The following is a 25,800-nucleotide window of genomic DNA, read 5'->3' as shown; positions in this document are numbered from 1 at the left end:
CGCGCCGCGGTGCAGGCCACGGACCGCCACCGGTCGTTCGGGCAGGGGATAAGGTCACCTCATGCCATTTCTCAGTGCGCAGCCCACCGTCGCCGACGTCGCCGAGCTGTTCCTCGGCGCCCCCGGGACCGAACTCGACGAGGCGAACCCGGAGAACCGTTTCCGGCTCGAGTGGATCGAGCAGGTCGAGTCACTGGTCGACACGGCCGTCGCCGACGGCGCCAAGGCCCTCGTGATCACCGCGACCGGCAAGTTCTTCACCAACGGGCTCGACACCGACTTCATCGCCGCCCACGCCGCCGAACTGCCCGCCTACCTCGACAAGGTGCACGGCCTCTACACCAAGATCCTCACCCTGCCCGTCCCGACGATCGCCGCGATCAACGGTCACGCCTTCGGGGCCGGTGCGATGCTCGCCCTGTGCGCCGACCACGTCGTGATGCGCACCGAGCGCGGGTTCTGGTCGCTGCCCGAGGCCGCGCTGTCGATGCCGTTCACCCGCGGCATGGCGTCGCTGATCCGTACCCGGCTGACCGACCGCACCGCCACCGAGGCCATGCTCACCAGCCGTCGCTACGCCGCCGACGCCGCCGTCGCCGCCGGGATCGTCGACGAGGCGGCCGCCGCCGACGACCTGCTGGCCCGGGCCGCCGCGATCGGCGCCGAGCGGGCTCCGCTGGCCGGTCCGGCGCAGACGCTGATCAAGCGGGGACTGCGCCAGCCGCTGCTGGCCGATCTCGCCGTGCCGACGCCACCGAGCCTGCTCTGACCGCGGCCGCACCCACTTCCTGGCCGCCCCCACCGACACCCACGCAGGGGCGCCACATCTCGAGCGAAAAGGACTGAACCGATGGCGGACACCGGGATCGGGGCCGATGCCGGACAGATTCTCGACGTCTGGCTGGCCACCCATCGTGACCAGCTGGTCGGCTGGCGACGACGGATTCATGCATATCCGGAGTTGTCCCGGCAGGAGGTCGCGACCACCGAACTGGTGATGTCGGAGCTCACCGCCCTCGGCCTCGCCCCGCGGCGGTTACCGCTGGGCACCGGGGTCGTGTGCGACCTCGGTCCCACCGGCGGCCCGCGGATCGCGCTGCGCGCCGACATGGATGCGCTGCCGATCACCGAACACACCGGCCGGCCGTTCAGCTCCACCGTCGACGGTGTCTCCCACTCGTGCGGACACGACGCCCACACCGCGATCCTGCTCGGGACCGCGTCGGTGCTGTCGTCGGTCGCCGACCGGTTGCCGGTGGGGGTGCGGCTGGTGTTCCAGGCCGCCGAGGAGGTGATGCCCGGTGGTGCGCTCGACGCCATCGCCGCAGGGGTCACCGAAGGTGTGGGCCGGATCTTCGCCCTGCACTGTGATCCGCGGCTGCCGGTCGGCTCGGTCGGCCTGCGCGAGGGCGCGCTCACCTCGGCCGCCGACCACATCGACCTGCAACTGCGTTCGCCCGGCGGGCACACCTCGCGTCCGCACCTGACCGGAGACGTCGTCTACGCGATGGGAACGGTCATCACCGGTCTGCCCGGCGTGCTGTCCCGGCGGATCGACCCGCGCTCGGGGACCGTGATGGCCTGGGGTGCAGCACATGCCGGCAACGCACCCAACGCCATCCCGCAGGAAGGCCACCTCAAGGGCACCGTCCGCACCGGTGAACATGCGGTGTGGGCGGAGCTGGAAGCGTTGGTGCGCAGCGTGATCGGCGAACTGCTGGCGCCCCTTCGGGTCTCCCACGACCTCTCGTACTTCCGGGGGGTGCCGCCGGTGATCAACGACGTGACGTCGGTGGAGATGCTCACCCGCGCGGTCGCCGCGATCGACCCCAGTGCCGTCGCCGACACCCCGCAGTCACCCGGGGGCGAGGACTTCTCCTGGTTCCTCGAACACGTCCCGGGCGCCATGGCGCGCCTCGGAGTGTGGGACGGCCTGGGCCCCCAGCTGGATCTGCACCAGCCGACCTTCGACATCGACGAGCGCGCCCTGGACATCGGTGTGCGCACGCTCGCCGGAGTGGTCATGGGTTTCACGCCCGGGGCGTGAGGATCGGCGCATCGCAACCAGTACCCTCGCGCTCGCGCACCATTCTCGCTGGTCGAGCCGATGAGGAGCTGCTCCGACGTAACCCTCGCCGTCGCGCTCGCGCACTGTTTTCGCTGGTTGAGCCGATGAGCGGCTGCTCCGACGTGACCATCACCGTTGCGCTGACGCACTGTTTTCGCTGGTTGAGCCGATGAGCGGCTGTCCCGACGTGACCATCATCGCTGCGCTGACGCGCCGTTTTCGCTGGTTGAGCCGATGAGGAGCGTAGCGACGAGTCGTGTCGAAACCTCCGCCGCCCGACTACCGAACGTCACCACCTCCGCTGTGCCTACCTTGGAGCGCAAGCAGAGAGGTTTCGACGGACGGGCGGCCTCGCTGCGCGAGGACGACCTGCTCAACCACCGATAAGCCGACTCAGGGCTCGATCGGGCCCGGCTGGGGTTTACGGGGGCCGGGGCCCTGCGCTCTGACCGGACGATCGGGACTCAGGGTTCGATCGGGCCCGGCCCGGGCCCGACATTGCGCGACTCGCGCAACCGTAGGTCCTGCACGTAGTCGGCGGGTGCGCCCGCGATCTCGGCGGCCTCGGCCATCACCCCCAGATAGCGCGCCGACGGCAGGCCACCCTCGAAGGCGTCGAGCACATACAGCCACGCCAGGACACCGCCGTCGGCGGTCTGCACCCGGGTGCGGATCTTGCGGTGGATGCCGAGCTCGGAACCCTCCCAGCGATCCAGATTGGCCTCGTCCTCGGTGGTCACGTCGTAGAGCACCACGAACACCTTGGCCGTCGGATCGTCGCGGTCCTCGGCAACGGTGGCCAAAGAACCTTCCCAGCCGATGTCCCCGCCGCCGAAGGTCAGTCGCCAGCCGTGTAGCCACCCGGTACCCGACATCGGAGAGTGCGGTGCACGCTCGGCCATCTGCTCGGGGTGCATGTTGGAACCGTAGGCGGCATAGATCGGCATGTAGGTTCTGACCTGCACTTTCCCGCCGAACCGGGGTCCGGACTGATCGACTGCTCATCGGTGTGGCCACACGGACCACACATGATCGTATTACGACGACGGCGCTACGGTGTGGGCGTGACGGCCCGCGCGGTGATGAACGAACTCGACGCCCTCGGCGATCGGCACCGCGCGGAGTCGGCGGCGGGGTTCTTCAAGACCGGCCCCGGACAGTACGGCGAGGGCGACGAGTTCATCGGGGTGCCGGTGCCGCAGCAGCGCATGGTGGCCCGCACCCACCGCGACCTGCCGGTGTCCGAGCTCGACCGGCTGATCGCCTCGCCGATCCACGAACACCGGCTCACCGCGGTGCTGATCGCCGCCGACCAGATGACCCGTGCGACCCGTCACGGTGACGACGAGACCGCGGCGCGGATCGTCGACTGGTATCTCGCCGCAGCACGCCGTGGCCGGGTGAACAACTGGGACATCGTCGACGCGTCGGCGGCGCCGATCGTCGGACAGTGGCTGCTCGACCGGCCGCGCGATCTGCTCACCGAACTGGCCGGCGTCGACGATCTGTGGCTGCGTCGGATCGCGATGGTCGCCACCCACGCGTTCATCCGTGCCGGCGACGCCTCGACCACCCTTGAACTGGCCGTGCGGTACCTCGCCTACCGAGAAGACCTGCTGCAGAAGGCGACCGGCTGGATGCTGCGCGAGGTGGGCAAGCGTGTCGACCCGGCACTGCTCGTCGCATTCCTCGACGCCCACGCCGCCGGGATGCCGGCGACGATGCTCGGGTATGCGATCGAGCATCTGCCCGCCGAGACCCGACGCCACTACCGGGCGCTGCGCAGGCGGTGAACCCACCGGTCCCCTCGCCGGTCGGCCCCTCCGCTCCACACCACCGGTCAACCGATCCGCTCCACACCGCCGGTTGACCGGTGCGTTCCACACCGTCGGTGTGCGGGGACTAGGTTGGTACCCGGCGCATCACAGCGGATACACCAACCAGCCCCCTGCATGTCCATGGTGATCCCGACGACATGGCTGCCGGTCGCGTCGACCATTCGGACGTTGCCGGCCCCGGGGCCGACACGTAAGGAGTGGCATGACCAAGATCGTGATCATCGGCGGAGGCCCGGCAGGCTATGAGGCGGCCCTGGCAGCGGCGGCCTACGGTGCCGACATCACGGTGATCGACTCGGACGGCATCGGCGGCGCCTGCGTCCTGTGGGACTGTGTGCCCTCGAAGACCTTCATCGCCTCCACCGGTATCCGTACCGAGGTGCGCCGCGCCGCGACTCTGGGCATCGACCTGCATTCGGAGGATGTGGTGGTGACGCTGCCGCAGATCCACCAGCGTGTGCGGGATCTGGCCTTCGCTCAATCCGCCGACATCCGATCACGCCTGATCAGCGAGGGTGTGCGGCTGGTCTCCGGTACCGCCCGGCTGGAATCCACCCAGCTCGGCGTGTCCACCCACGGGGTGGTGGCCACCCTGGCCGACGGCACCACCGAACGCTACGAGGGCGACGTGGTGCTGATCGCCACCGGCGCCTCGCCGCGGGTCCTGCCCGACGCGATGCCCGACGGTGAGCGCATCCTGACCTGGCGTCAGCTCTACGACCTCGAGGAGCTGCCCGAACACCTCATCGTCGTCGGTTCCGGTGTGACCGGTGCCGAGTTCGTGCACGCCTACACCGAACTCGGTGTGAAGGTGACCCTGGTGTCCAGCCGTGACCGTGTGCTCCCGCACGAGGACGAGGACGCGGCCCTGGTGCTCGAGGAGGCCTTGTCCGAACGCGGTGTGACCCTGATCAAGCATGCCCGTGCCGACAAGGTGGTCCGCACCGGCGACACGGTGACCGCGTATCTGGCCGACGGTCGCAGCGTCACCGGATCGCATGTGCTGATGACGGTGGGCTCGGTGCCCAACACCGCCGACCTGGGGTTGCAGACCGCCGGGGTGGAGACCCACCGGGGTGGCTACATCACCGTCGACCGGGTGTCGCGGACCTCGGTGACCGGTGTCTACGCGGCCGGTGACTGCACCGGGCTGTTCCCGCTCGCCTCCGTGGCCGCCATGCAGGGCCGGATCGCGATGTATCACGCACTTGGCGAGGGTGTGAGCCCGATCAAGCTGAAAACCGTTGCGTCGGCGATCTTCACGCGCCCGGAGATCGCGACGGTGGGTGTCTCGCAGACCGCGATCGACGCCGGGGAGTACCCCGCCCGCACGGTGATGTTGCCGTTGTCGACCAACCCGCGCGCCAAGATGAGCGGACTGCGGCGTGGCTTCGTCAAGATCTTCTGCCGCCCGGCGACCGGTGTGGTGATCGGCGGCGTGGTGGTGGCCCCGACCGCGTCGGAGCTGATCCTGCCGATCGCGGTGGCGGTGCAGAACAAGCTCACCGTGTCGGATCTGGCGTCGACGTTGTCGGTGTATCCGTCGCTGTCGGGGTCGGTGACCGAGGCGGCGCGTCAGCTCGTCCGCCACGACGACCTGGACTGATCGCCGGCGTGCACAGGCACGTCCACACCCCGCCACCGGCCCGGTTCCGGCGGTAGTCTCACCTGGATCGGGTGGGGACACGAGGGGGATGCGTGTGTGGGACGAGGCCAGGGGCGCCGGGGAGAACCTGCGGCGGGCACACGGGGAGCGGCACGGCGCCGGCGGCGCCGAGACACCGTGGTCGCAGCTGGGCATCGGTGAGGTGCTCGGCATCCTCGAGACGATGGACGGCGGTGCCGCACGCGGCGACGTGGAGGCCCTTCGTGCCGCGATCGCCGCGGTGCGGGCCGTCGCCCGCGGGCTGCGCACCGCCTTCGGTGACGACCAGCTGATCGGTCTGGCCGCGAACTCGGCGGTCGATCGGGCCGCATCCCTGGCCGCACAGATCGACAGCGGTGTGGACACCGTGGAGACCGGTGCCGATGCCATCGAGTCGGCGTCCGGGGTGGTCGCCGCCGCCCAGGGGAACATCCCATGGCTCCGGGAACAGCAGCAGCGTCTGCGCGATCACCCGGACACCGCCGCATCGATCCGGTCGGCGATCTCCGCCACCATGTCGGGCAGTTACAGCTCGCCGATGATCGCGGTGTCGGGCAGCCTGCCGTCTCCGGTCGCGCCGGGCGAGGACTCGGTGTTCACCGGGGTCGGCACCGGCGGGGGAGACCCGACACAGACGTCCGGGATCGGTGGTGGCGGCGACGATCCCGGCGGGGGACGCGGACAATCGGGTCTGCTCACCGATACCGACGGCCCGGACGGCGGCGGGCCCGGCGGTTCGGGACCGTCGACCACGACGACGGCCACACCCGCGGGCACGGTACCGGTCCCGGCGGTCCCCGCCGTTCCGTCGGCACCCGGTGGTGCGGGGCCGTCGGGGACCGGCCGCGGTGATGATCCCGATGTGCTCACCCGCGGCGGACTCGGCGCGCCGCAGCGCGGCGACCGCGGGGTGGGTGCACCGTCCGACGGTGTCGGTGACGGGCTCGGGACATCTCGTGGAGGTTCCGGTGAAAGCGGTGGAAATGGTACGGGCGCAGGAGAATCCGGTATCGGGATGCCGGCGGGGCAGCCCATCGCGTTCACCCCGCCGGTGGTGCCCGCGACGCCGGCCGGGGGAATGCCCGGCGGTCCGGCGGTGCCGTCGGCCGGGGCGCCCGGCATGCGCCCCGCGATGCCCGCGGGTGGTGCTCCCGGCGGGGGCGGCGGGCGCGATCTCAAACACCGGCCCCCGGGATATCTGCACCACGACGCCCATGGTCGGGAGATCGTCGGCGACCTCCCGCTGGTCGGACCGGCGGTGCTCGGCGACTGGGGTCCGCAGGCCATGCCGCCGATCACCGAACCCGACGAGCCGATCCTGGACCTGCCGGTGGACGAGACCGACGTGCGGGCCGATCTCGGTGAGATCGCCTCGGGCGCAGACGGTTCGGCATCCGATGTCCGGACCACCGGGACGGCCGAGCGGGATGGCTGACCCACATCGGCCGCGGCGGATCGACCGGGGACACGGCCCGATCGGCGACCTCGTGGACCGGGTCGCCGAGCCGGACGTCGACGCCTGCCTCGGGGTGCTGGTCACCACGGTGATCGACCTGACCGACGTGCTTGCCGAGCCATCTGTCCGAGAGGTGTTGTCGCAGTGGCGAGAACACGGCCGGGTGTCGCCGACGACCCGCGGCCGGCTCGATGCCGTGGTCTCCCGCCACGAACTCGATGCGTCGGTCGCCCATCGGGCGGACGACACCGAGACCCAGCGGCACGAGTTCTTTCGGGCCCGCGCCCTGGCATGTCTGTCGATCGCGGTGGCCGCCGATCGCCCCGCCGGTGAACGGCTCGCCGACTGCGCCTACGAGGCGATCATCGCGATGGGCGGCACGGCGGGGGTGGTCGGGGTGCTGGTGGAGTACGCGGGGTAGGCCTCAGGCCAGGTCGAGGCTGTGCTCGACCGCGCGATTCCACTCCTGGTACAGGCGCGCCCGCTCGTCGGCCTCCATCGACGGCGTCCACCGGGTGTGTTCGGCCCAGTTGGCCCGGATCTCGTCCTCACCCGACCAGTAGCCCACCGCCAGACCGGCCGCATACGCCGCACCGAGGGCGGTGGTCTCGTTGACCACCGGGCGCGACACCGGGACGTCGAGGATGTCGGCCTGGAACTGCATCAGCAGGTCGTTGACCACCATCCCGCCGTCCACCTTGAGGGTGGACAGCGCCACACCGGAGTCGGCCTGCATCGCCTCGATCACCTCACGGGTCTGGAATGCGCTGGCCTCCAAGGCGGCCCGGGCGATGTGCCGCTTGTCGGCGAAGCGCGTCAGACCGACGATCACCCCCCGTGCGTCGGGCCGCCAGCGCGGGGCGAACAGTCCGGAGAACGCCGGCACCACATACACGCCACCGTTGTCGTCGACCTGACGTGCCAGGGTCTCCACCTCGGCGGAATCGGTGATGATGCCGAGGTTGTCCCGCAGCCACTGCACCAGCGAGCCGGTCACCGCGATCGAGCCCTCCAAGGCGTAATGCGGTGCGGCGTCGCCGATCTGATAGCAGACGGTGGTGAGCAGGCCGTGGTCGGAGAAGACCACGTCGGTTCCGGTGTTGAGCAGCAGGAAGTTCCCGGTGCCGTAGGTGTTCTTCGCCTCGCCGGCCGACAGGCACGCCTGGCCGAAGGTCGCCGCCTGCTGGTCGCCGAGGATGCCGGCGAACGGAACCCCGGGCAGCGAACCGTGTTCGCGCAGGGCGCCGTACACCTGGGAGGAACTGCGGATCTGTGGGAGTGCGTCGGTCGGGATGCCGATCTCGGCGCAGATCTGCTCGTCCCACGCCAGGGTGTGCAGATCCATCAGCATGGTGCGCGACGCATTGGTCACGTCGGTGATGTGCAGCCCACCGGCCGGACCGCCCGTCATGTTCCAGGAGATCCACGAATCCAGTGTGCCGAAGCACAGTTCGCCGTTGCGGGCACGTTCGGCAACGGCCGGCACATGGTCGAGCAGCCAGCGCATCTTGGGGCCGGAGAAGTATGTGGACAGGGGTAGGCCGGTGCGCGTCCGATAGCGGTCGGTACCGGCATCACCGCCGAGTTCGACGCAGAGATCGGCGGTGCGGGTGTCCTGCCACACGATCGCGTTGTGCAGCGGCTCCCCGGTCGACCGGTCCCAGGCCATCGTCGTCTCGCGCTGGTTGGTCAGTCCGCACGCCCTGATGTCGTCCACCGTGAGGTCGACGGCGGCCAGGGCGGCCGCGGCCACCCGACGGGTGTTGCGCCAGATCTCGGCGGGGTCGTGTTCCACCCAGCCCGGTCGCGGGAAGATCTGGCGGTGCTCGATCTGCTCGGAGGACACCACACGGCCGGAGCGGTCGAACACGATGGCCCGCGTCGAAGTGGTTCCCTGGTCGATCGACATGACATAACCCGAAGCACTCTGCACGGCGCCCAGTGTCGCACGCGGTGTAGGCCACCGAGATCAATTACGCTGACGAAGCATGAACACCGAGTCCGGCGATTCGAGTGCACGAAGGGCGCATTGCGACCCTCGATTCGATCCCGATCGACCTGCGGACATGGGTCCGCTCTACCGGGCCGAGGCGTGGCGGCGTCTGTCCACCGAACAGTTCGACATCGTCGTCATCGGCGGCGGTGTGGTGGGTGTCGGGGCCGCACTGGACGCGGCGACCCGAGGTCTTCGGGTGGCGCTGGTGGAGGCCCGCGACATCGCGTCCGGGACGTCGAGCCGCTCGTCGAAGATGTTCCACGGCGGCCTGCGGTATCTCGAACAGCTCGAGTTCGGGCTGGTGCGCGAGGCGCTGCGCGAACGGGAACTGTCCCTGCGGCTGCTCGCCCCGCACCTGGTGAAACCGCTACCGTTCCTCTACCCGCTGACCCAGCGGGTCTGGGAACGCCCCTACGTGGCCGCGGGCCTGTTCCTCTACGACGCCATGGGTGGATCGAAATCTGTTCCCGGGCAACGCCATGTGACGCGGTCGGGGGCCCTGCGGGTGGCTCCGGCGCTCAAACGCGACTCGCTGATCGGTGGTATCCGGTACTACGACACCGTCGTCGACGACGCCCGCCACAGCCTGACCGTCGCCCGGACCGCCGCCAACTACGGGGCCGTGATCCGCACGTCCACGCAGGTCGTCGGGTTCCTGCGGGAGGCCGACCGCGTGATGGGTGTCAAGGTGCTCGACACCGAGAACGGGGAGACCGCCGATATCCGGGCGCACTGTGTGATCAACGCGGCAGGGGTGTGGACCGACGAGGTGCAGGCCCTCTCGCATGAGCGTGGACACTTCCGGGTGCGGGCGTCGAAGGGTGTGCACATCGTCGTCCCGCGTGACCGGATCGTCAGCGAGACCGCGATCATCCTGCGTACCGAGAAGTCGGTGCTGTTCGTCATCCCGTGGGAGACGCATTGGATCATCGGCACCACCGACACCGACTGGAACCTGGATCTGGCGCACCCGGCGGCGACCCGCGCCGACATCGACTACATCCTCGAACACGTCAACACGGTGCTGGTCACCAAACTGACCCACGACGACATCGAGGGCGTGTACGCGGGCCTGCGGCCGCTGCTGGCCGGGGAGGACGAGGCCACCTCGAAGCTGTCGCGTGAACATGCGGTGGCCCGGGTGGCCCCGGGTCTGGTGTCGATCGCGGGCGGCAAGTACACCACCTACCGGGTGATGGCCGCCGATGCGGTGGATGCCTGCGACGACTTCATCCCCACGCGGGTCGCGCCGTCGATCACCGAACGGGTGCCGCTGGTCGGGGCCGACGGCTACTTCGCGCTGATCAACCAGTGCGAGCACCTCGGTTCCCGGTACGGGCTGCATCCCTACCGAATCCGCCGGCTCCTCAATCGCTACGGTTCGTTGATCGACGACGTGCTGTCCTACGCCGCCAACGATCCGTCGCTGCTGCGTCCGCTCGCCGGCGCGCCACAGTACCTGCGGGTGGAGGTGGTCTACGCCGCGGTCGACGAGGCCGCCCTGCACCTGGAGGATGTGCTGGCCCGTCGCACCCGTATCTCGATCGAGTACTCCGACCGCGGTGTGGACTGCGCGCAGGAGGTGGCCGAACTCCTCGCCCCGATCCTGGGCTGGGGGCCCGAACAGATCGAGTACGAGGTGCGGACCTACGACGCCCGGGTCGCCGCGGAGATCGCCTCGCAGCGTCAGCCGGACGACGAGTCGGCCGACGCGCTGCGTGCCGCCGCCCCGGAGTCCCGGCCGGAACTCCTGGAGCCGGTGCCCGTCCCCGACCGCTGACCCGTGCGCCACGACAGGACCTTTGACCCTGCGGCCGGTGCCGTGTGGGGGTAGAAAATGGGTACGGGTGGCAACAGGGGTAGAGGAAGGCAACGACCATGGTGGACAATCCGATTCAGGAACTCAGCACCGACGAGGCCTGGGAATTGCTGGGCAAGGGGGCGGTCGGCCGGCTCGCGGTGACCGTCGGCGGACATCCGGACATCTTCCCGGTGAACTACTACGCGGGCGAGGGACGCATCCTGTTCCGGACCGCGGAGGGCACCAAGCTCTCCGAGCTGGTCGTCAACGAGAACGTCGCCTTCGAGGTCGACTCGTACGACGGTGACGCCGGCTGGAGCGTCGTGGTCAAGGGCACCGCACGAATCCTGTCCCGCAACGACGAGATCGCCGCCGCCGACGAGACTCCGTTGAGCCCGTGGATTCCCACCATCAAGTACAACTACGTCGAGATCGCCGCCGGCAACATCACGGGCCGTCGTTTCCAGTTCGGCCCGGAACCCGAGCGCTACCCGGTCTGAGTGCCGCCGTCCGGGTTCAGGGTGGCTGTGTCTGTCGGTCCCGGCTCAATCATCAGAGAGGGTCCTTGCTCAATCATCGAGAAGGGTCTTAGCTCAATTGTCAAGTGAGCGTTGGTGGTTGAGCCGGCGAGGAGCGTAGCGACGAGGCGTGTCGAAACCTCGGTTGGTTGCGTTGTCGACGGGACCACCTCAGGGGTGGTTACTGCTGGCCTGTGGGTTGCGGGGATTTCGACTCGGGTCCTCGCTTCGCTCGGTCCCGGCTCAATCATCAACAAGAGTCCTCGCTCAATCATCGAGAAGGGGCATCGCTCAATCGTCAAGTGAGTGTTGATGGTTGAGCCGATGAGGAGCGTAGCGACGAGGCGTGTCGAAACCTCCGTTGGTTGCGTGGTCGAGGTGGGCACCTCGGAGGTGGTTACTGTCCGACTGTGGGTTGCAGAGATTTCGACTCGGGTCCTCGCTTCGCTCGGTCCCGGCTCAATCACCAAGAAGGGTCCTCGCTGCGCTCGGTCCCGGCTCAATCACCAACAAGCGTCCTCGCTCAATCATCGAGAAGAGTCCTCGCTCAATGATCAAGCAGTCGTTCGTGGTTCGAGTGAACAAGGCTCGGTCCCGGCTCGATCGTCAAGGGCTGGTGCTGCCGCCGAGTTCGCGCTCAGGTCTGACACCGCGGGCAGAAGTAGATGACGCGCTCGGCGTCGGCGGTTCCGAGATGGTCGCGCTGAATGGGCGTGGCGCACCGACGGCATGGCTGTGCTCGACGGCCGTAGACCCAGAGCCGTTCGGTGCGGCCGGTCTTGCCGGTCGTGGTGCGGGCCAGGCGGGTCCGGTTTGCGACGAGCATCCGGTGGGCGAGGTCGACCATCGCGGGGACGTCGACGTCCCCGACCCGGCGGGTGGGCAACACGCCGCGAAGGAAACACAGCTCCGAGCGGTACTCGTTGCCGACACCGGCCATCCGGCGCTGATCGAGCAGGGCGATTCCGATCGGGGTGTCCGGGTGTCGCGCGATCCGGCGGGCGGCCTCGGCGGCGTCCCAGTCGTCGCCCAGCAGATCGGGTCCCAGGTAGGCGAGGGCGCCGTCCGGGTCGGCCATCAGATCGAGGGTGCCGAGCGCGAATCCGACCGCCTCGTAGGTGTCGTTGCGCAACACCACGCGTGCGGTGTGGGCACGCTGATGCCAGCGTTCGCCGACCCGCAGCACATCCCAGCTGCCCTCCATCGACAGATGGCTGCGGATGCTGACCGGCTCCTGGCCGTCGCCGGGGCCGACGTCGATCAGCAGGTGCTTGCCCCGTGACCGAACCGCGGTGACCGCACGGCCGGACAGATCGACGGTGGCCAGCCGGGGGACACGGAAATCCGAGTACGTCAACAGCTTTCCGGCCAACGCGGTGCGCAGCCGGGCGGCGGTGCGGAAGACGGTGTCACCCTCTGGCATGGCCGTACCGTATCCGAAGTCCCCGAGGGGTGGTGGAGAATCCGCAGTCGACGAACACCGACGCCAACGGCGACCGCAGCGCCTCCACACCGTCGATCTGGTCGACGGCCAGCCGGGCCACACCGCCACGGCCGACCACATCGGCGATCCCGGAGATCGCGGCGCGCAGCATCGGATCCGACTCGGTGAAGGTCAGGACGGTCTTACCGCCGCGCTCGACGAAGGCCACCGGCGTCCCGTCCACCATCACCACCAGCGCACCGGGTTTGCGGCCCGGCCGATGCCCGCCGTCGGGACGTTGCGGCCAGTCCAGGGCCGCGCCGTAGGGGTTCGCCGGGTCGGTGGCCGCCAGCACGACGGTGGTCGGCTGGTGGCGGTGACCGTCGAGCGAGGCATCGTCGAGGGCGTGCCGGCGCAGATCGTCGACGGTGGACGGTGCCGCGAACTGGGCCCCGCCGAGGCCGTCCACGTAATACCCGCGGCGGACCTGGCCGCTGTCCTCGAACACGTTGAGCGCCTTGTAGATACGGGCGAAACCGCCGGTGACTGCCTCACTGACGACCGGTCCGCGGGTGACCAGCCCATACCGTGCCAGCAGCTGGTCGCAGAGCACCTGTGCGAGGACCGTCGGATCGGTGGTCCGATCGAGCGGGGCGAACCACCGTCCGCCCACGATCGGCGGGGTGGGTGCGGCGCCGGGGGTCGACGACAACAGGGTGCGCGTGGACAACCGACCCGGCCGCAATCGTGGTGCCCGGCCCCGTGATCGATGTGCCGGGGTCGCACGGGGCGGGCCGGAGCGGCGTGGCATCAGCAGGGCCCGGACCGGGGCAAACGAGTCGTTGGAGACATGACCCGACCACACCAGATCCCACAGCGCGGACTCGATCGCGTCGGAACCCGCGGTGATCCCCGCATCCTCGAGGTCGGCGGTGAGCTGGGCATACCGCAGACCGCCGCCGGTCGCGAAGCGCGCCAGCAACTCCCGGTGGATGTCGGTCAGGTCGATCTCGTCGGGCTCGGGCAGCAGCGCCTCGGCGAGGTCGGCCGGGCAGAACCGGATCCAGCCGTCGGCGCCACCGATACGCCCCGCACCCGACCACACCACATCACCCGCCGACAGCAACTCGTCGAGCATCGCCGGCGAATAGTCGGGGATACGCGCAGGCAGGATGAGCGACTCCCACGCCGACGCGGGCAGCGGATGACCGGCGAGCTGGTCGAGCACCACCGCCACGCCGTCGACACCATCGAGCTGCTCGGCGGGGGAGACGTGCTGCCAGTCGGTGAGGAAACGCGCGAAGGCGTCGGTGGTGACCGGCGCGACCTCGGCGCGGGTCGCGGCCAGCGAACCCCGCCGGATCTGCCCGAGCACATCGGCGTGACACCACTGGGTGCCCGTCACGCCGGACAGGAAGTCGCCCTCGACCACCGACCGCGATCCGGCCAGCCGCGCCAGGGTGTCGGCGACGACGGCCACGCCGAGTCCGATCTCCTCGGCCGCCTCGGCGACGGTGAACGGTCCGTGGGTCCGTGCGAAGCGGTGGACGAGGTCGCCGACCGGGTCGGGCACCGACTCGAGGAAGGCGGCGGGAACACCCATCGGGGCCGGGACGCCGAGCGCATCGCGCAGCCGGGCGGTGTCCTCGACCGCCGCCCACAGCGCCCGGCCACGATGGCCGATCGAGATGATCAGGCCGTCGCGGTGCAACCCGGCGAGAACGGTCGTCACCGTCGCGACCACCTCGGCACCGGTGTCGGGGCCGCGGTCGGTATCGGGGTCGGGATCGGCGTCGGCCCGGAACCGTTGCGCCACGGCCTCGGTGGACAACGGTCCGAGCCAGCGCAGCAGATCCACGACGTCCTCGGCGTCGCGGGCGCGACGTGCCGGATCGAGGCGTTGCAGGCGTGCGGTGACCTCGGCGATCACCGCCGGGTCGAGCAGCTCGCGCAGATCGACGCGGCCGAGCAGTTGCGCGAGCAGCGCGGTGTCCAACGACAGTGCTGCAGCACGCCGTTCGGCGAGCGGGGCGTCGTCGTTGTACATGAACGCCCCGACGTAGCCGAACAGCATCGATGCGGCGAACGGGGAGGGTGTCTGCGTCTCGGTCTCGACCATCCGGACCTTGCGGGTGGCCACCCGCCGCAGCAGGTCGACGAGGGCGGGCAGGTCGTAGACATCCTGCAGGCATTCGCGCACGGCCTCCAGGACGATCGGGAAGTCCGGGAACCTCGATGCCACCGCCAGCAACTGGGCACTGCGCTGGCGTTGCTGCCACAGCGGTGCCCGGCGGCCGGGATCGCGGCGCGGCAACAGCAACGCCCGCGCGGCACACTCACGGAACCGGGAGGCGAACATCGACGATTCGGCGAGGGCATCGGTGATGAGCTGTTCGGCCTCGTCGGGGTCGACGGCGAACACGGCGGCACCGGGTGGGGTGTCGTCGGTGTCGGGCAGGCGGACGATGATCCCGTCGTCGGAGGCGGTGACCGCGCCGTCGAGGCCGAGGGAGGTCTTGAGCTGCACCGAGATCGCCGATGCCCACGGTGCGTGGACGCGTAATCCGTAGGGGGAGTGCAGAATCAGACGCCAGTCGCCGAGTTCGTCGCGGAATCGTTCGACCACCAGGGTGCGGTCGGTGGGTAGATGCCCGGTGGCCTCGCGCTGCTCGGCGATCAGCGCGGCCAGGTTCTCGCGGGCGAAGGCGGTGAGGCCGAGATCGTCTGCACGACGGTCGAGTTCGGTACGGTCGGCGATCTCACCGGTGAATCTGCCGATGGCGGCACCCAATTCGGCCGGCCGGCCGATGCTGTCGCCGATCCAGAACGGCAACCTGCCGGGCCGGCCGAACGCCGGGGAGACCAGGACGCGGTCGTGGGTGATGTCCTCGATCCGCCAGCTGGTGGCGCCGAGGGCGAACACGTCACCCACCCGGGACTCGTAGACCATCTCCTCGTCGAGTTCGCCGACGCGGGCGGCCTTCTCGCCGACCATGAACACGCCGAACAGTCCGCGGTCGGGGATGGTGCCGCCGGAGGTCACCGCCAGCCGTTGTGCGCCGCGCCGCCCCGACAACACGTTGCGGTCGCGATCCCAGGTGACGCGCGGCCGGAGCTCGGCGAACTCGTCGGACGGGAACCGGCCCGAGATCAGGTCGAGGGTCGCCTCGTAGATCGACCGCCCGAGATCACGGTACGGCGCCGACCGCCGGACGGTCTCGAACCAGTCGTCGACGTCGAGGTCGTCGACGGCGGCCGCGGCGATCGTCTGCTGGGCGAGGACGTCGAGCGGGTTGGTCGGAACCGTCAGTTCCTCGATCTCCCCGGCCCGCATCCGTGCGACGGCCACCGTGCAGTGGATCAGGTCGGTGCGATGTTTGGGGAACAGCACGCCCTGGCTGATCTCGCCCACCTGATGGCCGGCGCGGCCGATCCGCTGTAGACCGCTGGCCACCGACGGCGGCGCCTCCACCTGCACCACCAGGTCGACGGCGCCCATGTCGATGCCGAGTTCCAGCGAACTGGTCGCCACCACACAGCGCAGCCGCCCGGTCTTGAGATCGTCCTCGATCTCGGCACGCTGCTCCTTGCTGACCGATCCGTGATGCGCCCGGGCGAGGACGTGTGCGGCGCCGGCGCTCGCCCCGCTGGCCATCACCAGCGCGGGCGCACCACCGGGCACCCGCTGGTTTCGCGCCGGGGGTTCCGGCACCGCGGTACCGGCCCGGTTCTCGGCGATCTCGTTGAGCCGTGCGGTCAGCCGCTCGGCCAACCGTCTGGAGTTGGCGAACACGATGGTGCTGCGGTTGGCCTCGATCAGGTCGACGATCGCCGATTCCACATACGGCCACAACGATCCGGCGGTGGGCGAGAAGGCGTCGTCGAGCTCGTCGAGCCCGCCGTCGGCGTCCGGTGGTGCCGGGATGTTGGCCATGTCCGCCACCGGGACATCGACCCGAAGGTCGAAGGTCTTGGCCGCCGGCGGACGCACCACCGTGCAGTCGGCCGCCCCGGACAGGAATCGGGCCACCACCTCGGGCGGGCGCACCGTCGCCGACAACCCGATGCGCTGTGCGGGACGCTCCAGCAGGCGGTCGAGCCGCTCGAGCGACAGCGCGAGGTGTGTGCCGCGTTTGGTGCCGGCCACCGCATGCACCTCGTCGACGATCACGGCCTCCACCCCGGTCAGCGATTCGCGGGCCGACGAGGTGAGCATCAGATACAGCGACTCTGGGGTGGTGATCAGGATGTCCGGCGGTGTGCGCACCAACAGCCGACGTTGCGCGGCGGGGGTGTCGCCGGAGCGCAGCCCGACGGTGATCGCGGGCTCGGGCTCACCGAGTTCCTGTGCGGCGCGCGTGATGCCGGTCAGCGGCGCCCGGAGGTTGCGCTCGACGTCGACGGCGAGCGCCTTGAGCGGGGAGACGTAGAGGACCCGGGTGGTGCCCCGCGACCGGTCGGGCCGGGCGGCGAGCCGATCGAGCGCCCACAGGAACGCCGACAGCGTCTTTCCGGACCCGGTCGGGGCGATGACCAGCGTGTTGTCGCCGTTGGCGATGGACTCCCACGCACCGGCCTGGGCGGCGGTGGGCGCGGCGAAGGCCCCGGTGAACCACTGCCTGGTGGGCGCGGTGAACCGGGTCAGGATCTGGGCCGGATCGGACACGACGTCCATCATCCTCCAGACCACCGACGGTTCCGTGGTCTGCGTCTTGTGGGAGGAGTATCGTGCTGCCAGACGTTCCTGCGGGAAATCCGGTGTGAATCCGGAGCGGTCGCGCCACTGTGAGTCCATCCGACCAGGTCGGAGGGCGAGTCAGGACGCCGCCGGACGTCGGGAATGTGCATTTCAGCTGGGACGCGTGATCCCACGAAAGGATTGATCCGATGGTTGCATCGACCCATCAGGGCAAAGCGGTGTCGCTTGCCGTGCCCGACCTGTCCGCCGCGTCGGCCGCACTGTGGCTGACCGCGACGCTGGTCCTGGCCGGGATGGCCTACTACTTCCTCGGCTACGACCAGGGCGCGGTGTCGGTCTTCGGTTCCGACACCCACATCCATGAGTTCGTGCACGACGCACGGCACTTCCTCGGCTTCCCCTGCCACTGACGCGGACGGAAACGAGACAACAACACATGGAGAAGAAATTCATCGGCGCAGGCCTGCTCTCGGGCCTGATCGCCGGCATCGTCGCGTTCATCTTCGCTCGGATCTTCATCGAGCCGCAGGTCGCCAAGGCGATCGACTACGAGGGTGCCCGCTCGGAGGCCGAAGAGCACCTGCTCGAAGCCCACGGCGGTCACGTCCACGGTGGTGAGGGCGAGGTCTTCACCCGCACCGTGCAGGAGAACATCGGTGCCGGTGTCGGCACCATCGTCTTCGCGCTGTGCATGGGCGCGTTCTTCGCCGTCGCGTTCACCGTCCTGTGGACCTACATCGGTCGCCACTACCCGGCGACGGACTACCGCTGGGTCGGTGCGGCCCTCGGCGTACTCGGTTTCATCGCGTTCTTCGGTGTGCCGTTCTTCGTCTACCCGGCCAATCCGCCGGCCGTCGGCGACGACGACACCATCGGTGCGCGGTCGGGTGCCTATCTGACCATCACGGTGGTCTCGGTGATCGCGATGGTCGCCGCCGTCGTGCTCGTGTTCTGGCTGCGTCCGCGGTTGGGCGGCCTGTTCGCCGGTGTGCTCGGTGCCATCGGGTTCCTGGTGGTCGTCACGATCACCGCGGCCCTGCTGCCGGAGTTCCACGAGGTGCCCGAGCCGGTGATGGACGGCGAGACCATCCTGTTCCCCGGCTTCCCGGGCGCGGTGATCGGCGACTTCCGGGTCTACGTCATCGCCAACCAGGTGATCTTGTGGACCGTCCTGTCCACCGCGTTCGCCGCGATCCTGGGTCTGCTGACCCGGTCGAAGTCGTCGGCCGGGACGGCGGCGCTCGCCGACGTCCGCTGACGTCGGGACGAATGACGCTTCATCTGATCACCGCCGGTCGGAGCGGCCCCAACAAGGCCCTCCGATTCGGCGGTGATCCGTCTCTGGACGACGCCGGACGCACATCCGTGCTCGCCCTCGCGAACCGGCTGAACGCCGGGCCGGCCGATGCCGATACCCGGCCGATGCTGGTCGGGCCCGATCTGGCGAGCCGTCAGACCGCCGGATTCCTGGCGCCGGCACTCCTGCCGCCGTCCGGGCCACCGACCGTCGACGAGCGGCTGGCCACCCTGGACGTCGGCTCGTGGTCGGGATGCGCGCCCGAGGAGATCGACCCGTCGGCGCTCGGTGCGTTCTTCACCGACCCGTGGTCGGTCCCGCACGGCGGAGAGTCCCTGGCCGCCTTCGTCGCCCGCGTCCTCGCCTGGCGCGACGAGCGCACATCCTCCGACGCCGACCTGTTCGTGGTGGTGGCGATGCCGGTGGCGCAGGCGCTGCTCGCCGGCGATCCGGCGGGCTACTTCGCGGTGGACGTCGCCCCCGCCCATCACTATCCCGTGCCCTGATCGCGACGGTCATCTCTGGACAGCGGCCGGTGACACCTGACACAGTGGGAAACTGAAACGTGTTCTAGTCGACGTCGGGTCGGCGTGTTCAACGGAGGTCTCGATGTTCGAGTGGTCCGAGGAAGACCTGATGGTGCGGGATGCGCTGCGTGCGTTCATCGACAAGGAGATCCGGCCGCACGTCGACGACCTCGAGACCGGGGCCCTGCCGCCCTACGACATCACCCGGAAGCTGTTGTCCACCTTCGGCGTCGACGCGATGGCGGCCGAAGGGCTGGAGAAGGAGCTCGCCGCCGAGTCGGCCGGGGAGCGCACCCCGTCGGGCGGCGGCGCCCTGGGCGGCGGCAACTCGATGTTCCTGATCCTCAACATGGAACTGGCCGGGGTCAGCCTCGGCCTGGTGGCCTCGCTCGGGGTGAGCATGGGCCTGACCGTGTCCACCATCCGCGGCAAGGGCACCCTCGCGCAGAAGAAGCGCTGGCTGCCCGAGCTGGTCACCATGGAGAAGGTCGGCGCCTGGGCGATCACCGAACCGGACTCCGGGTCGGATGCGCTGGGCGGAATGAAGACCACCGTCCGCCGCGACGGGGACGACTACATCCTCACCGGGCAGAAGACGTTCATCACCAACGGCCCGTACGCCGACACCATCGTCGTCTTCGCCAAGCTCGACGACGGCTCGGACACCCCGATCCGCGACCGCAAGGTGCTCAGTTTTGTGCTCGACAAGGGGATGCCGGGTCTCACCCAGGGCAAACCGTTCAAGAAGATGGGCATGATGAGCTCACCGACCGGCGAGCTGTTCTTCGACAACGTGCGCCTGGGCCCGGACCGTCTGCTCGGTGAGACCGAGGACACCGGCTCCGACTCCAAGGGTGCCGAGGGGGCCAAGGCGGGTTTCACCGCCGAACGCGTCGGCATCGCCGCGCTGTCGCTCGGCATCATCAACGAATGTCTGCGGCTGTCGGTCGACTACGCCAAGAACCGCACCCTGTGGGGCCAGGAGATCGGTCGTTTCCAGCTCATCCAGCTCAAGCTCGCCGAGATGGAGGTGGCGCGGATCAACGTGCAGAACATGATCTTCAGCGCGATCGAACGGACCAAGGCGGGCAAGCCGATGACGCTCGCCGAGGCGTCGGCGATGAAGCTCTACAGTTCCAAGGCCGCGACCGACGTCGCGATGGAGGCGGTCCAGCTGTTCGGCGGCAACGGATACATGGCCGAGTACCGCGTGGAACAGCTCGCCCGCGATGCCAAGTCGCTGATGATCTACGCCGGCAGCAACGAGATCCAGGTGACCCACGTCGCCAAGGGGCTGCTCGCCTGATCTGCTGCTCGTCTGACCTGCGCCCGCGATCCCGGGACCGGCGAGGGCCGGCCCGGGATCAGGTGCCGGTGAACACCAGCACGATCAGGGCGAGATTGAGGATCACGATGGCCACCGACGCCACCCCGGCGGCGACCCTCAGCGGCCAGGAATCGGCGAAGGGGCCCATCAGCGAACGATCGGCGGTGAGCCGGCCGAGCGGGATGATGGCGAACGGGATACCGAAGCTCAGCACCACCTGGCTGACGACCAGGGCCCACGTCGGATCCACCCCGATCCACAGCACGGCCAGCGCCGGCAGCAAGGTGACCAGGCGGCGCACCAGCAGCGGTATCCGCTTCTCGAGCAGACCGTCCATGATCGCCGCACCCGCCGACGAACCCACCGAGGTGGCGGCCAGCCCGCTCGCGAGCAGGCCGACGGCAAAGGCGGTGGCCATGCCGGGACCCATCGCGTCGGCGACGGCGTGGTAGGCTCCCTCGATGGTGTCGGTGCCCTCCTTGCCACGGAGGTTCTCGGCGGCGAGGAGCAGCAGGGCGATGTTGACCGCACCGGCGACGACGAGCGCGAGGGCCACATCCCAGCGGGTGGCCCGCAGCAGACGCCGGCGCCGTGTCTCGGTGCGGGTGACGCCATAGCGGTCGATCACCAGTGCCGAGTGCACATAGATCGCATGCGGCATCACCGTGGCGCCCAGCATCGACGCCGCCAGCAGCACCGTCTCGGGGCCATGGAGCCGCGGGATCAGCCCGCCGGCCACATCCGCGGCCGCCGGCGGATTGACGAACAGTCCGGCGAGGAATCCGACCACGATGATCGCCAGCAGGGTCACGATCACCGACTCGAAGACCCGTTGCCTGCGCGGATTCTGCAGCAGCAACACCAGCGTCGAGATCACCCCGACGATCACCCCGCCGACCACCAGCGGCAGGTCGAACAGCAACTGCAGGGCGATGGCCCCGCCCAGGACCTCGGCCAGGTCGGTGGCGATCGCGACGATCTCGGCCTGCACCCAGAACGCGAGACGCCGGCGTCTGCTCAGCCGCTCACCGAGGATCGCCGGCAGGCTGCGGCCGGTGACGATGCCGAGTTTTGCCGACTGGTACTGGATCAGCATGGCGACGATGTTCGCCGCGACCAGTACCCAGACCAGCAGGAATCCGTACCGGGCGCCGGCGGTGATGTTGGCCGCCACATTGCCCGGATCGACGTAGGCCACCGCGGCGACGAATGCCGGACCGAACAGCGCCACCTGGCGCAGCAACCGGGAGCGGGTCCCGCGCAGCTGGGCGGTGGTCCGCGCATCGGCGACGCCGCTGTCCGTACCGACACCGCTGTCCGTACCGACGCCGCTGTCCGTACCCGCACCGCCCGCCATACCGCCACCGGCTGTGTCGATCTCGCCGTCCCGGCCGGAGGCCGGGTCGGGTTCGGACGCGTCGGAGGTGCGCGTGTCGACCTGACTCACCTGCCCAATCTGACACATCCCACAGCGTCGATCAACCTGGGCGAAACAGAAAGTTAGGCTACCCGAAAACAGACGTCGGTATGGTGCCGCCGGGTCGGGTATGCCGAACGGTCGCCGGCCCGGCTCATCCCTGGGCCAGCCGCCAGACCCGGTCCCGCGACATCGGCGTCTCGTAGGGGCGTGCGTCGATCGCGCGCCGGATGGCATTGGCCAGGGCCGGTGCCACCGGGTTGTACGGCGACTCGCTCATCGACTTGGCACCGTAGGGGCCGAGGTCGTCGGAGGTGTCGGCGAAGTACACCTCGGTGTCGGGGATGTCGGCCATCTGCGGGACCCGATAGGTTCGGAACACCGGTGTGAGGGGTACGCCCTTGCCGTCGAGCATGATCTCCTCGTACAGGGCCGCACCGATCGCCTGCGCGACCCCGCCCTCGACCTGACCGAGGCACTGCTGGGGATTCATCACCGTGCCCGCATCGGCGGCGTGCACCGACTGCAGGATCCGGACCGCGCCGGTCTCGGTGTTCACCGCGACTCGGAACCCCTGCACGTTGAATGCGATCGAGCGCAGGTCGCCACGCTCGCTGCCGGAGGCCACCGCCCGCGCACCGTCCGGATGGTCCTGACGATGATCCTCGTCGACCGCGGCGATCAGCTCACCGAAGCCGAGCATCCGGTCGCCGACGGCGGCGCCGTCAGAGCCCAGGCGTACCCGGTCGGGCGTGCTCCCGGTCAGCGACGCCGCCGCCCCGATCAGCGTCTGCCGCAGGGCGAGCGCGGCGCCGTGGACGGCCTTGCCCGCCACCGTGGTTCCCGCCGAGGCGAATGCGCCGGTGTCGTACGGGGCGGCGTCGGTGTCACCGTGGGACACCCGGATGTTCTCGATCTCCGTCGACAGCGCCGACGCCGCGATCTGGGCGTGCACGGTGGTGGTGCCGTTGCCGAACTCGCAGGTGCCCACCCCGACGTGGTAGATGCCGGCGGCGTCGACACCCACGGTCACCGTCGAGAAGTGACCGCGCGGGGCCATCGTCGCGATCGCCGCCAGGGCCATCCCCTCGCCGATCCGCCAGTGGTCGCCGTCGGGCACCGCGTCACCGCCGCCCCGGGCGAGGGCGGACTGGGCGAGGTCGAGGCACTGGTCGAGGCCGTAGCTGCCATAGACGAGGTCTTCCTCGGGCTCCTCGTGGGCGATCAGCAACGGATCGCCCTCGGCCACCGCGTTGATCCGGCGCAGGTCGAACGGGTCGATGCCGAGCCGGATGGCCAGCTCGTCCATCGCGCTCTCGACGGCGAAGATCACCTGGCCCAGGCCGTATCCGCGGAACGCACCCGACGGCGGGTTGTTGGTGTAGACCACCTCCGCGTCGACCCGCTTGACCGGGCAGTTGTAGACCGACACCGACTCCGCGCAGGCATGGAACATCACGCCGATCGCGTGATTGCCGTAGGCGCCGGTGTCGGAGAGCACGTCCACCTTCATCGCGGTGAGCCGCCCGTCGGCATCGGCACCGAGATCCACCGCGACCCGGAACGGATGCCGGTAGGTGGTCCGCGTCATCTCGTCGGTGCGGGTCATCTCGTAGGCGACGGGGCGGCCCGTGCGGAGCACCGCGACCGCGACCAGGTCTTCGGTGAGCAGTTCCTGCTTGCCGCCGAATCCGCCGCCGACGCGGGCGGCGAACACCCGGATCCGCTCGGCGGGCAGGTCCAGGAGCCGGGCGAGCTCGTCGCGCACCAGGAACGGCACCTGGGTGGAGGTGCGGATCACCAGCCGGTCGTCCTCGAGCCAGCCGATGCTGCCGTGGGTCTCCAACTGTGCGTGCGACACCCGCGCGGTCTGCCAGCTGCCGCCCACGGTGACCGCCGCCGTCGCCAGGGCCTCGTCGACGTCACCGCCGAAACCCTCGTGGAACTCGGCGATCACATTGCGGTCGGCGGCGGCCACCCGGTCGGCCGGCGTGCGATCGGGGTGGACCAGCGCCGCGCCGGGGCGCCGCGCCTCCACCGGATCGAACACCGCGGGCAGCGTCTCGTAGTCCACCTCGATCAGCCGGCATGCCTGCTCGGCGGCCGCGGCGGTGTCGGCGACGACGGCCGCGACCCGCTGGCCGACGAAGCGCACGACCGGATCGAGGATCAGGGTGTCGTCGGGATCGTCGAGCCGGGACTCGTGGCGTCCGGTGGAAAACCTTGGTGTGCTGACGTTCTCGTGGGTGAGGACGAGGTTCACCCCGTCGACGGCGGCCGCCTCGGTGGTGTCGATCCGGGTGATCCGGGCGTGTGGATGCGGGGAGGTCAGCACCCGAAGATACTGGGTACCGGGCACATCCACGTCGAAGGTGTAGGGCTCGGTGCCGGTCACCACCCGCCGTGCGGCGAGCGGATTGATCGACGTCCCGACCGGGGTCCCGGTGGCTCCCGCATCGCCGGTCGTGCCGCACAGGGCGGCACACGTCGGCGGTGTGGGTGCCGGTGTCCCGGTCACGCCGGCGGTGATGGCCGCGCGGATCGCACGATATCCGGTGCAGCGGCAGAGATTTCCCTTCATCCGGCGCGGCAGGTCGTCGAGATCGTCGGGGGTCAGGGTGGAGGCGGTGACGATCATCCCGGCGGTACAGAAACCGCACTGGAAGCCGAAGTTGTCGACGAAGGACTGCTGCATGGGGTGGAGGTCGTCGGGTGTGCCCAACCCGGCCACCGTGGTGACCGAGGCGCCGTCGATCCGCTGTGCCGGATAGATACACGAGTGCACCGGAACACCGTCCACCAGAACCGAACACGCACCGCAGTCGCCGGCGTCGCATCCCTTCTTGACCTCGAAATGGCCGGTGTCGCGCAGGAACGTCCGCAGACACTGTCCCGGGCGGGGCTCGGCGTCGACGGACTCGGCGTTGATCTCGAATCGCATCAGGACTCCTCTCGGCCGGTTGTGATGGTGCCCGCGGGCTGATCGAGATCTGTCCGGATTCGTTCGGCGAGAACGGCACTCACGCCACGACGCCAGTCGGCGGAGCCGAGCGGATCGGTGTAGTAGCCGTCGGCCGAGGTGACATCGGTGCGCAGGGTCGCCGCGTCGGGCACATCCGGATACCGCAGCACCGTCGGCCATCCGGTGGCCGCGGTGATCCCGAAGACCGTGGTGCCGTCCTCGTCGGCGCGCCCGGTCACCACCGCGCCCGATCGGCCGAGCTCGGCCAGCGCGATCTTGCCGAAACCGGTCCGCGCACGCATCGCGTACCCGGGGATGTCGATGGCGCGCATCACTTCTCCGGGTTCGAGGGTATTGGTGCCGTTGCCGGTGACGAAGGTCGCGATCGGTACCCGGCGTTCGGAACCGTCCGGACACCAGATCAGGGCCTCGCCGTCGAGGCCGACGGCCAGCGACACCATCGACGCCGCGGCGAACGACCGGCAGACATTTCCCCCGACCGTCGCCACATTCCAGATCTTGTACGACGCCAACAGTGCTGTGGCGCACTGGAACAGCAGCGGGTGCGCCCGCCATCCCGGGCGTGCGGAAAGATTCGCCAGGGTTGCGATCGGGCAGGTCGCCGCGATCCGCAGACCACCGTCGGGCAGGTCTTCGACGGGCGGCCACCCGATCCGGCTGATGTCGACGACTCCGGTCGAATCGATCTGTGGCTCACTGAAGAACCACGTACCGCCCGCGACGATACGTTCGCCGGGGGTGAGGGCGAGATCGGTGCGGGTACGGGCGAACCGGTAGCCGGTGATGGTGTTGACGTCCACGAGCG

The 25,800-nt window shown here is 69.6% G+C and carries 19 protein-coding genes and 1 riboswitch; of the genes, 12 read left to right on the top strand and 7 right to left on the bottom strand.

Features of this window, described 5'->3' with window-relative positions:
• Positions 1-61 precede the first annotated feature (61 nt).
• Entirely contained in the window at positions 62-769 is a 708-nt protein-coding gene (locus Q9K23_RS04565; protein WP_305950405.1) for an enoyl-CoA hydratase/isomerase family protein, read from the top strand.
• Positions 770-850: 81 nt separating this feature from the next.
• Positions 851-2,047, top strand: a complete 1,197-nt coding sequence (locus tag Q9K23_RS04560; RefSeq protein WP_053777884.1) for an amidohydrolase — start codon at positions 851-853, stop codon at positions 2,045-2,047.
• 485 nt (positions 2,048-2,532) lie between these two features.
• Here the strand turns inward: Q9K23_RS04560 and Q9K23_RS04555 are convergent, their stop codons facing one another.
• A complete protein-coding gene (locus tag Q9K23_RS04555) occupies positions 2,533-3,015 on the bottom strand; it encodes a gamma-glutamylcyclotransferase (protein WP_053777893.1) in 483 nt (160 codons plus the stop codon).
• An 81-nt stretch (positions 3,016-3,096) separates the two neighbouring features.
• On the opposite strand from Q9K23_RS04555, the gene Q9K23_RS04550 reads away from it, so the two are divergent.
• The 4 genes from Q9K23_RS04550 (at position 3,097) to Q9K23_RS04535 (ending at position 7,428) form a co-directional block, all read left to right on the top strand.
• Positions 3,097-3,861 carry a DNA alkylation repair protein gene (locus Q9K23_RS04550; RefSeq protein WP_020791099.1) on the top strand — a complete coding sequence of 255 codons (765 nt, stop codon included), beginning with the start codon at positions 3,097-3,099 and terminating at the stop codon, positions 3,859-3,861.
• Positions 3,862-4,108: 247 nt separating this feature from the next.
• A complete protein-coding gene (locus Q9K23_RS04545; protein ID WP_020791097.1) occupies positions 4,109-5,512 on the top strand; it encodes an NAD(P)H-quinone dehydrogenase in 1,404 nt (467 codons plus the stop codon).
• Between the two features lie 88 nt (positions 5,513-5,600).
• Positions 5,601-6,986 carry a hypothetical protein gene (locus tag Q9K23_RS04540; protein ID WP_053777883.1) on the top strand — a complete coding sequence of 462 codons (1,386 nt, stop codon included), beginning with the start codon at positions 5,601-5,603 and terminating at the stop codon, positions 6,984-6,986.
• Entirely contained in the window at positions 6,979-7,428 is a 450-nt protein-coding gene (locus tag Q9K23_RS04535; RefSeq protein WP_020791784.1) for a hypothetical protein, read from the top strand. The genes Q9K23_RS04540 and Q9K23_RS04535 overlap by 8 nt, the downstream gene beginning before the upstream one ends.
• A 3-nt stretch (positions 7,429-7,431) precedes the next feature.
• Here the strand turns inward: Q9K23_RS04535 and glpK are convergent, their stop codons facing one another.
• Entirely contained in the window at positions 7,432-8,916 is a 1,485-nt protein-coding gene (gene glpK, locus Q9K23_RS04530) for a glycerol kinase GlpK (protein WP_305950534.1), read from the bottom strand.
• A 79-nt stretch (positions 8,917-8,995) separates the two neighbouring features.
• On the opposite strand from glpK, the gene glpD reads away from it, so the two are divergent.
• Positions 8,996-10,783, top strand: coding sequence for a glycerol-3-phosphate dehydrogenase (glpD, locus tag Q9K23_RS04525; RefSeq protein ID WP_053777882.1), 1,788 nt, complete (start codon positions 8,996-8,998; stop codon positions 10,781-10,783).
• A 98-nt stretch (positions 10,784-10,881) separates the two neighbouring features.
• Positions 10,882-11,304, top strand: a complete 423-nt coding sequence (locus Q9K23_RS04520) for a pyridoxamine 5'-phosphate oxidase family protein (protein ID WP_020794703.1) — start codon at positions 10,882-10,884, stop codon at positions 11,302-11,304.
• A gap of 655 nt (positions 11,305-11,959) precedes the next feature.
• On the opposite strand, the gene Q9K23_RS04515 is transcribed toward Q9K23_RS04520, so the two are convergent.
• Positions 11,960-12,745, bottom strand: a complete 786-nt coding sequence (locus Q9K23_RS04515) for a DNA-formamidopyrimidine glycosylase family protein (RefSeq protein WP_020793903.1) — start codon at positions 12,743-12,745, stop codon at positions 11,960-11,962.
• Positions 12,732-17,411 (bottom strand): ATP-dependent helicase, encoded by a 4,680-nt coding sequence (locus Q9K23_RS04510; protein ID WP_152972817.1) that lies wholly within the window; start codon positions 17,409-17,411, stop codon positions 12,732-12,734. Before Q9K23_RS04510 ends, Q9K23_RS04515 begins: the two co-directional genes overlap by 14 nt.
• A 43-nt stretch (positions 17,412-17,454) precedes the next feature.
• A riboswitch (cobalamin riboswitch) is annotated at positions 17,455-17,592 on the top strand.
• A 40-nt stretch (positions 17,593-17,632) separates the two neighbouring features.
• Here Q9K23_RS04510 and Q9K23_RS04505 point away from each other — a divergent pair.
• The 4 genes from Q9K23_RS04505 to Q9K23_RS04490 all read left to right on the top strand — a co-directional run bounded on the left by Q9K23_RS04505 (position 17,633) and on the right by Q9K23_RS04490 (position 20,574).
• Positions 17,633-17,854, top strand: coding sequence for a CbtB-domain containing protein (locus tag Q9K23_RS04505; RefSeq protein WP_053777881.1), 222 nt, complete (start codon positions 17,633-17,635; stop codon positions 17,852-17,854).
• Positions 17,855-17,880: 26 nt separating this feature from the next.
• Positions 17,881-18,702 carry a CbtA family protein gene (locus Q9K23_RS04500; protein WP_020792151.1) on the top strand — a complete coding sequence of 274 codons (822 nt, stop codon included), beginning with the start codon at positions 17,881-17,883 and terminating at the stop codon, positions 18,700-18,702.
• 11 nt (positions 18,703-18,713) lie between these two features.
• A complete protein-coding gene (locus Q9K23_RS04495; RefSeq protein ID WP_020792157.1) occupies positions 18,714-19,247 on the top strand; it encodes a histidine phosphatase family protein in 534 nt (177 codons plus the stop codon).
• 103 nt (positions 19,248-19,350) lie between these two features.
• A complete protein-coding gene (locus Q9K23_RS04490; protein WP_020792156.1) occupies positions 19,351-20,574 on the top strand; it encodes an acyl-CoA dehydrogenase family protein in 1,224 nt (407 codons plus the stop codon).
• Positions 20,575-20,632: 58 nt separating this feature from the next.
• Here the strand turns inward: Q9K23_RS04490 and Q9K23_RS04485 are convergent, their stop codons facing one another.
• The 3 genes from Q9K23_RS04485 to Q9K23_RS04475 all read right to left on the bottom strand — a co-directional run bounded on the left by Q9K23_RS04485 (position 20,633) and on the right by Q9K23_RS04475 (position 25,795).
• Positions 20,633-22,042 carry an Nramp family divalent metal transporter gene (locus Q9K23_RS04485; RefSeq protein ID WP_261978007.1) on the bottom strand — a complete coding sequence of 470 codons (1,410 nt, stop codon included), beginning with the start codon at positions 22,040-22,042 and terminating at the stop codon, positions 20,633-20,635.
• Positions 22,043-22,166: 124 nt separating this feature from the next.
• The gene (locus Q9K23_RS04480; RefSeq protein ID WP_305950404.1) at positions 22,167-24,953 is read right to left on the bottom strand and encodes a molybdopterin cofactor-binding domain-containing protein; all 2,787 of its coding nucleotides are present in this window, start codon (positions 24,951-24,953) and stop codon (positions 22,167-22,169) included.
• Positions 24,953-25,795 (bottom strand): FAD binding domain-containing protein, encoded by an 843-nt coding sequence (locus Q9K23_RS04475; protein ID WP_020792733.1) that lies wholly within the window; start codon positions 25,793-25,795, stop codon positions 24,953-24,955. The genes Q9K23_RS04480 and Q9K23_RS04475 overlap by 1 nt, the downstream gene beginning before the upstream one ends.
• Between the last annotated feature and the right edge of the window lie 5 nt (positions 25,796-25,800).

It is taken from the genome of Gordonia sp. NB41Y (assembly GCF_030718915.1).
In the GTDB taxonomy this organism is placed as follows: domain Bacteria; phylum Actinomycetota; class Actinomycetes; order Mycobacteriales; family Mycobacteriaceae; genus Gordonia; species Gordonia desulfuricans.
This window is presented reverse-complemented; position numbering and strand designations above follow the sequence as displayed.